The sequence below is a fragment of the Peptoniphilus sp. HCN-40583 genome, from assembly GCF_037892835.1.
Classification (GTDB): domain Bacteria; phylum Bacillota; class Clostridia; order Tissierellales; family Peptoniphilaceae; genus Aedoeadaptatus; species Aedoeadaptatus rachelemmaiella.
The window spans coordinates 35,404-42,036 of record NZ_JBBKBU010000021.1 but is presented as its reverse complement, the minus strand read 5'-3'; the positions used below and the strand labels follow the sequence as shown (position 1 = coordinate 42,036).

The 6,633-nt window shown below is 31.7% G+C and carries 8 protein-coding genes; all 8 read left to right on the top strand.

What is annotated here, in order from left to right:
• Positions 1–152 precede the first annotated feature (152 nt).
• Entirely contained in the window at positions 153–1,967 is a 1,815-nt protein-coding gene (locus WKT05_RS07475) for a recombinase family protein (protein WP_340413581.1), read from the top strand.
• Positions 1,968–2,037: 70 nt separating this feature from the next.
• Positions 2,038–2,655, top strand: a complete 618-nt coding sequence (locus WKT05_RS07470) for a TetR/AcrR family transcriptional regulator (protein ID WP_002838505.1) — start codon at positions 2,038–2,040, stop codon at positions 2,653–2,655.
• Between the two features lie 110 nt (positions 2,656–2,765).
• Positions 2,766–3,494 carry an ABC transporter ATP-binding protein gene (locus WKT05_RS07465; RefSeq protein ID WP_019035217.1) on the top strand — a complete coding sequence of 243 codons (729 nt, stop codon included), beginning with the start codon at positions 2,766–2,768 and terminating at the stop codon, positions 3,492–3,494.
• A complete protein-coding gene (locus tag WKT05_RS07460) occupies positions 3,469–5,025 on the top strand; it encodes a hypothetical protein (protein ID WP_340413580.1) in 1,557 nt (518 codons plus the stop codon). The genes WKT05_RS07465 and WKT05_RS07460 overlap by 26 nt, the downstream gene beginning before the upstream one ends.
• A gap of 19 nt (positions 5,026–5,044) precedes the next feature.
• On the top strand, positions 5,045–5,263 hold the full coding sequence (locus WKT05_RS07455) for a DUF1648 domain-containing protein (protein ID WP_019035215.1): 219 nt from the start codon (positions 5,045–5,047) through the stop codon (positions 5,261–5,263).
• Between the two features lie 201 nt (positions 5,264–5,464).
• A complete protein-coding gene (locus tag WKT05_RS07450) occupies positions 5,465–5,740 on the top strand; it encodes an autorepressor SdpR family transcription factor (RefSeq protein ID WP_004825167.1) in 276 nt (91 codons plus the stop codon).
• On the top strand, positions 5,730–6,314 hold the full coding sequence (locus WKT05_RS07445; protein ID WP_009345530.1) for an SdpI family protein: 585 nt from the start codon (positions 5,730–5,732) through the stop codon (positions 6,312–6,314). Before WKT05_RS07450 ends, WKT05_RS07445 begins: the two co-directional genes overlap by 11 nt.
• Positions 6,311–6,619, top strand: a complete 309-nt coding sequence (locus WKT05_RS07440; protein WP_009345621.1) for a DUF1648 domain-containing protein — start codon at positions 6,311–6,313, stop codon at positions 6,617–6,619. The genes WKT05_RS07445 and WKT05_RS07440 overlap by 4 nt, the downstream gene beginning before the upstream one ends.
• Positions 6,620–6,633 lie beyond the last annotated feature (14 nt).

Here is a 6,633-nt window from a genome sequence, read left to right as displayed (position 1 = left end):
GACCTCCTGCGGGAGGTCTTTTTTTGTATGAGAAAACCCCCGGTTTCGCACTGGGAGTAATAGAATTAAGGAGAACACTTAATCACTATTTCAGTGAAATATGTACTTCTTAATTCTTTTTTTAAGGAAAAATTAAGAGAAAGGGGGTAAAAATGAGGAATTTTGAAAAGATAACAGCACTCTATGAGAGATTAAGTCGTGATGATGAACTGCAAGGAGAAAGCAACTCTATCATCAATCAGAAAAAAATATTGGAAGAATACGCAAGCAAAAATAACCTGTCAAACATTATTCACTTTACAGATGACGGAATCAGCGGAACACAGTTTGACAGACCGGGATTTATGGCAATGATGAACGGAGTCAATCAAGGTAATATCGGTTGTATCATCGTAAAAGATATGAGCAGACTTGGCAGAGATTATCTCAAAGTCGGTCAATGTATGGAAATACTAAGACAGAAGGGAGTAAGGCTAATAGCCATCAACGATAATGTAGATAGCTTTTACAGAGAAGATGATTTTACCCCCTTTAGAAATATCATGAATGAATGGTATGCAAGAGATAAATCAAGAAAAATACAATCGACTTTCAGGTCAAAAGGCGAAAGTGGGAAACATACTGCAAGTACACCGCCTTATGGCTATATCAAAGATGAAAAAGATAAAAACAAATGGATAGTAGATGAAAAAGTAGCTGAAGTAGTAAGACGAATATTTAATATGACCATGCAAGGTAATGGTCCGTATCGAATAGCAAAGATATTGGAGAGTGAAAAGGTAGATATACCCGCCTATCATCAACAGAAATTGGGATATGGACTACATCAAAGCAAAAATTTTGAACATCCTTATCGTTGGTGCAGTTCTACCATTGCAAGTATCTTAAAGAAAAAAGAATACTTAGGTCATACAGTCAACTTCAAAACAAGAAAGCATTTCAAGGATAAGAAAAGTAAATATGTATCCGAAGATAACTGGCTGATATTTGAAAATACCCACGAAGCAATCATAGACCAAGAAACCTTTGATAATGTGCAAAGGATAAGAGGAAATGTAAAAAGGTATCCTGATGGTTGGGGTGAATATCACCCACTGACAGGACTAATGTATTGTGCTGAATGTGGTAGTAAGATGTATGTTCATAGGACAAATAATTACAAGAATATCCCTTATTACAATTGCAGTAATTATAAGAAAGTACCTTGCGGAACGCTATGTCCATCAGCTCATAGGATAAAAGCAGAAGTAGTCATAAACCTTATCCAAGAAATATTAAAAGATATAAAAAATTATCTTGATGAAGATAATGAAGCATTTATTCACTCCATTCAAAATGAAATGGAAGAAAAGGAAAAGGCACATATAGAAAAGAAAAAGATAAGATTAACAGAAAGCCAAAACAGGCTTCAAGAGCTGGAACGATTGATGTGCAGAATTTATGAAGATATGATTTTAAATAAGATACCGAATAATCGCTATGAAATTTTAAATAACCAATATGAAACTGAGCAACTCACGTTAAGTAAAGAGATTAGAGACTTAGAGCTTGTAATATCAAGATATGAAATGGAAACAGATAAGGCAAGAAAATTCATATCCCTTATTAGTCGTTATGAAAACTTTGATAATCTCACAAACACAATGATAAATGAGTTTGTAAAGAAGATAATCATTCATGAAAGAGATAGGAAAGGCAGTCAAACATCAAAGCAAAAGATAGAAATATATTTTAACTTCATAGGAAATTATGAAGTGCCAAAAGAAGAGTTAAGCGAAGAAGAACGATCAAAACTTGAGGAAGAAGAACGAAAAATTAAAGAGAGAAGAGACAGACTTCATCAAAATTATCTAAAGCGTAAAGCAAATGGAAAACAACAGGAGTATGAGGAAAGGTATAAGGAAAGGAGAGAACAGAAAAAACAGGAGAAGCTAAAGAGTTTAAGAAAAGACTATGAAAAAGCATAAAATAACAAGATTAAAATCGATTGACAATTTGTCAGTTTAGATGTATTATATAAATAATAGGAGGTATAAAATGAGAGATGTAAAAGAACCTGAAATACGACGTGCAGAGATTATGGATGCTGCAATGATACTCTTTATGGAGAAAGGATATACTAATACAACAACTCAGGATATAGTTGATAAAGTAAATATATCAAGAGGGTTGTTATATTATCACTTTAAGAATAAAGAGGATATCTTATATTGTCTTGTAGAACAATATTCAGATAGACTACTGAAAGATATTTATATTATTGCTTATGATGAAGATAAAACTGCCATAGAAAAAATCAGATCTTTTATAGATGTCACAATTATATCTTCAGAAAATATTTCAGCAGAGGGTACAGTGCTACAAAAAACAATTGACCTTAAAGAAAATCAATATATGATAGATAAGTTATCCCATAAGCTTGTTGAAAAACTGACAATATATTTTGAAAAGATTATAAATCAAGGAATAATGGAAAGAGTTTTTTCTGTAAAATATCCATTAGAAACAGCAGAGTTGCTTATGACAGCTTATGTTTTTGTTTCAAATAACATAAGTATAAGATATTTAAAGGAAGAACCTGTTGATAACTACTTAAATGCATTTAAGATAATGCTTGAACAAAGCTTAAATACGAAAAAGCTCTTTAGTAATTAAAAAAGAATAGAATGTTTGCAAGGAGAATAATTTGCCGATAGCTGCTGATACACAAGTTATCGGTTTTATTTCAAGGAATAACTGACAAATTATCAATGGAGGTGGAAATTATGTTAGAGATAAAGAATTTTAGTAAATTCTATGGGAACAAAAAGGCTGTTGAAAACTTATCCATTTCAGTACAGTCTGGAGATATTTATGGATTCATTGGTGCAAATGGAGCCGGAAAAACTACAACGATAAAAGCGGTAGTTGGAATTCATGATTTTGAGAATGGAAGTATAACGATTGACGGGCATTCTATTAAAGAAGAGCCTGTTATTTGTAAGAAAATAATGGCATACATTCCGGATAATCCGGATTTATATGAACATCTGACAGGATTTCAGTACATCAATTTTATTGCTGATTTATTTGAAGTTTCTACTGAAATACGCAGAGAAAGAATTCAGAGATACGGCGATTTATTTGAAATGACGAAACATCTTTCGGGAATGATATCTTCGTATTCACATGGCATGAAGCAAAGAACGGCGATTATTTCTGCACTGGTGCATTCTCCAAAGTTACTAATTTTAGATGAACCTTTTGTTGGACTTGATCCGAAAGCAACTTTTCTACTAAAGAAAATAATGCACGAATGCGTATCAGATGGAGGAGCTATTTTCTTTTCAACACATGTATTGGATGTTGCAGAAAAATTATGTAATAAAATTTCAATTATAAAAAATGGAAAGTTAATTGCGAGCGGAAATACAGAAGAAGTCAAAGGCAATAAATCTTTGGAAACTTTTTTCATGGAGGTGCAGGATAATGAGCAAAATTTGGATACTAATTAGAGCACAATTGATAAATTTCTTTCCGATCAACGAAATGAAAGAGCCGGGAAATAAAAAACAAAGTTCAATTGTTATTGCAAGTTTTGGAATAATAACTCTTGCTATATTTTTCTTTGTTTATAATATCATAACAGCCAAAACATTGGTACAACTGGGACAGCAGGAGTTGATACCGGCATATATGGTATCGGTATCAAGCTTTGCAATGTTATTTTTGACAATATTTTATTCGAATGGGATTTTATTTGGCAGTCGTGATATGGAAAATCTTTTGTCATTGCCTGTAAAAAGTTCGGATATTATAAGCAGCAAGTTTATGTTTATGTATTTATTGAATTTTTTAATAGGATTGATGTTTATGCTTCCGGGGGGAATTGTTTGGGTGTTAAACGGAAGTTTAAATGCATTACAGATTATATTGTATTTTACTTCCATAATTTTTGTTCCGTTGATACCTATGTGTATAGCAGCATGTATGGGAATCATTATTGTTGTTGCTTCATCTTTCTTTAAGAGAAAAAATGTTATTGCTTTAATTTTTTCATTTGCAATGATAGGGATAATTGGATATATTGCAGTGTCAGCTATGAAATCAGGTAATGAAAATAGTATTGGGATTATGCTTTCTAAGCAAATTACCGGATTGTACCCGTTATCTAAGCTATTTATGGAATACTATAATTTTCCAATTTACATTGGAGTAGGATTATTTATTGTTCTTTCAATAGTATTTTTTTATATATTTGCCAAAGTGGTTTCATTGAAGTATGGGTTGCTTAATACTCTTGCTAAAACAACAACAAGATATTCTGACAACAAAAATTCGAATAATAGAAAATCAGTATTTTTTGCCCTATATAAAAAAGAAATGGGACTGTTTCTAAATTCATATATGGCAGTATTGAATGCAGGTCTTGGTGTAATACTTTTATGTGTTTTCAGCATATTTCTTCTTTTTAATTCTTTACAACAAATAGGGGAATATTCGGGAATCGAAAATGTTAATGAATATCTTTCAAATTTTGCTCCGATGTGTATTGCTTCAATGTTTTTACTTAGTTGTCCGGCAGCATTTTCCATATCTTTAGAAGGTAAAAATGTTTGGATTTTGCAAAGTTCTCCTATTAGGGTAAAAACGATTTTAAATTCTAAGATTGCAGTAAATCTTACGCTTCATTTAATTGGATATATTGTTTCTGTGTTTATATTTTTGCTAAAGCTTGATATGGAAATTATTCAAACCATCAGCTTAATAATTGTTCCTATTTGTTATTCCATTTTTATAACAGTGATTGGAATTTCTTTGAATAAAAAATTCCCTAACTTTGAATGGGAAAGTGAGATGATGATAGTAAAACAGAGTATGCCTGTTATTTTATCTGCAATTATTGGAATGGCTGCATTAGTTATACCAATTCTTTTCCATTGGTTTTTGCATTTTTCTATAGTACCTACATTATTGGGAGTAGCACTTATTTTGCTCGTTATTGCGGGTGGCGTTTATATAAAAACTTGTAGATTAAATTTTTAGTTTAAGGAGGAGATGTTCTATGAAAAAAAGATTTTTAAAAGATGTATTGGTGTTGATAGGGATAATGTTTGTAATATTTATTGTTTGCATATTTCTCCCAGAGAAAATTCCTGTTCATTTCAATGCAAAAGGAATCCCCGATATGTTTGCTAATAAATATTATCTTCTATTTGCTGCGGTTATTCCATATTCTGCATATTGGAAATTCGTACGAGGAAGAAAAAACAGGAAAAGCTAAAGGTTTTGAAAAGAGCAGGGATACCGGGAAAAGAATATGAGCGTATTAGCAATAGCTAATAGTGATCGAATAGTATGTAGGTAATTCGAAAAATTTCAAAATAGAATTGACATTGTTTGCGAAAGGTAGTACAATCTATTTAGAAATAAATCGAAATAGTTTTATGACGAGCATTAAAATAGATTAGAAGAGGTAAATTTAGTGGGATTTCCGAATACATTTAAAGCATTGGCAGATCCTGTGAGGCGTGATATTTTACTTTCCTTAAAGCAAAAATCACTTACAGCGGGAGAAATTGCTGAAAAATATGATTTATCTAACTCAACCATATCTTATCATTTATCCTTACTAAAAAAGGCAGAGTTGGTAACAGAGAGAAAGTACAAGAATTTCATATACTATGACATAAATATATCCGTATTTGAGGAAATGATAATTTGGTTATCACAGTTTCAAGGGGTGGAAAATGAAGAATAAAAAATGGTATGTGGTAATAATACTGCTTAGTTTTTCGGCAAGTATCTATCTATTAACTACTGGAAACCGAGAAATTGGTTTTTATAAGTTGTATATATTACCAATAATAGTTTCAGCATTTAGCATAGGCTTAGACATTATAGGTGGAAGACTTGCGAAAAAGGATAGGCTGCCACATAAATTAATATTGCCAATTGCAATGAGCGTTCCTGTGCTATTTGCCATATCACAATATGGGAAGTATATTCTTGATCAATCGAATGAAAACTATACTCAGGAAATAATGCATGTATTAGTAGCTTTAATTATTATCGCAGTTGGAAATTATTTGCCTAAAACAAAGCCAAGTCGGTTTATAGGTCTAAAATTTTTCTGGCTTTTAGATAAACCTGTACTATGGTTTAAAGTGCATAGGTTGGCAGGTTATTTGTGGATTTTATCTGGAGTTTTGATGCTCTCTTTTGGAGTTTCAAATAAATGGTTTTGGATAGTGGGTTATGCAACGCTGCTATATGTCATTCCGTTGATATATTCCATTGTGTTATTAAAAAAAAGAAAAGGAGGAGAAAAATGAAATCATCAAAGATTAAGCACCTGATTATCAGTAGTATTTTATGTTTAGCCACAGTTGGCATTTTCTTGGTATTTGGTAAAAATTTACCTGATGTAGTACCGGTACACTGGGATTCATCTGGAAATGTTAATGGTACGATTGCTAAAACTTATTTAACTTACGGAGCTCCATTTGCATATTTACTTATTAACTTTATTGCATTTGCGAAGTTTCAAGGAAGTGAAAAAGCAACATGGAAATACTATCTTGTACCATTAAGTGTAATAGCAATTAGTTTCTTGGTAATATTTTTAGCTTTGAGATAAGAACATAGTGCAGA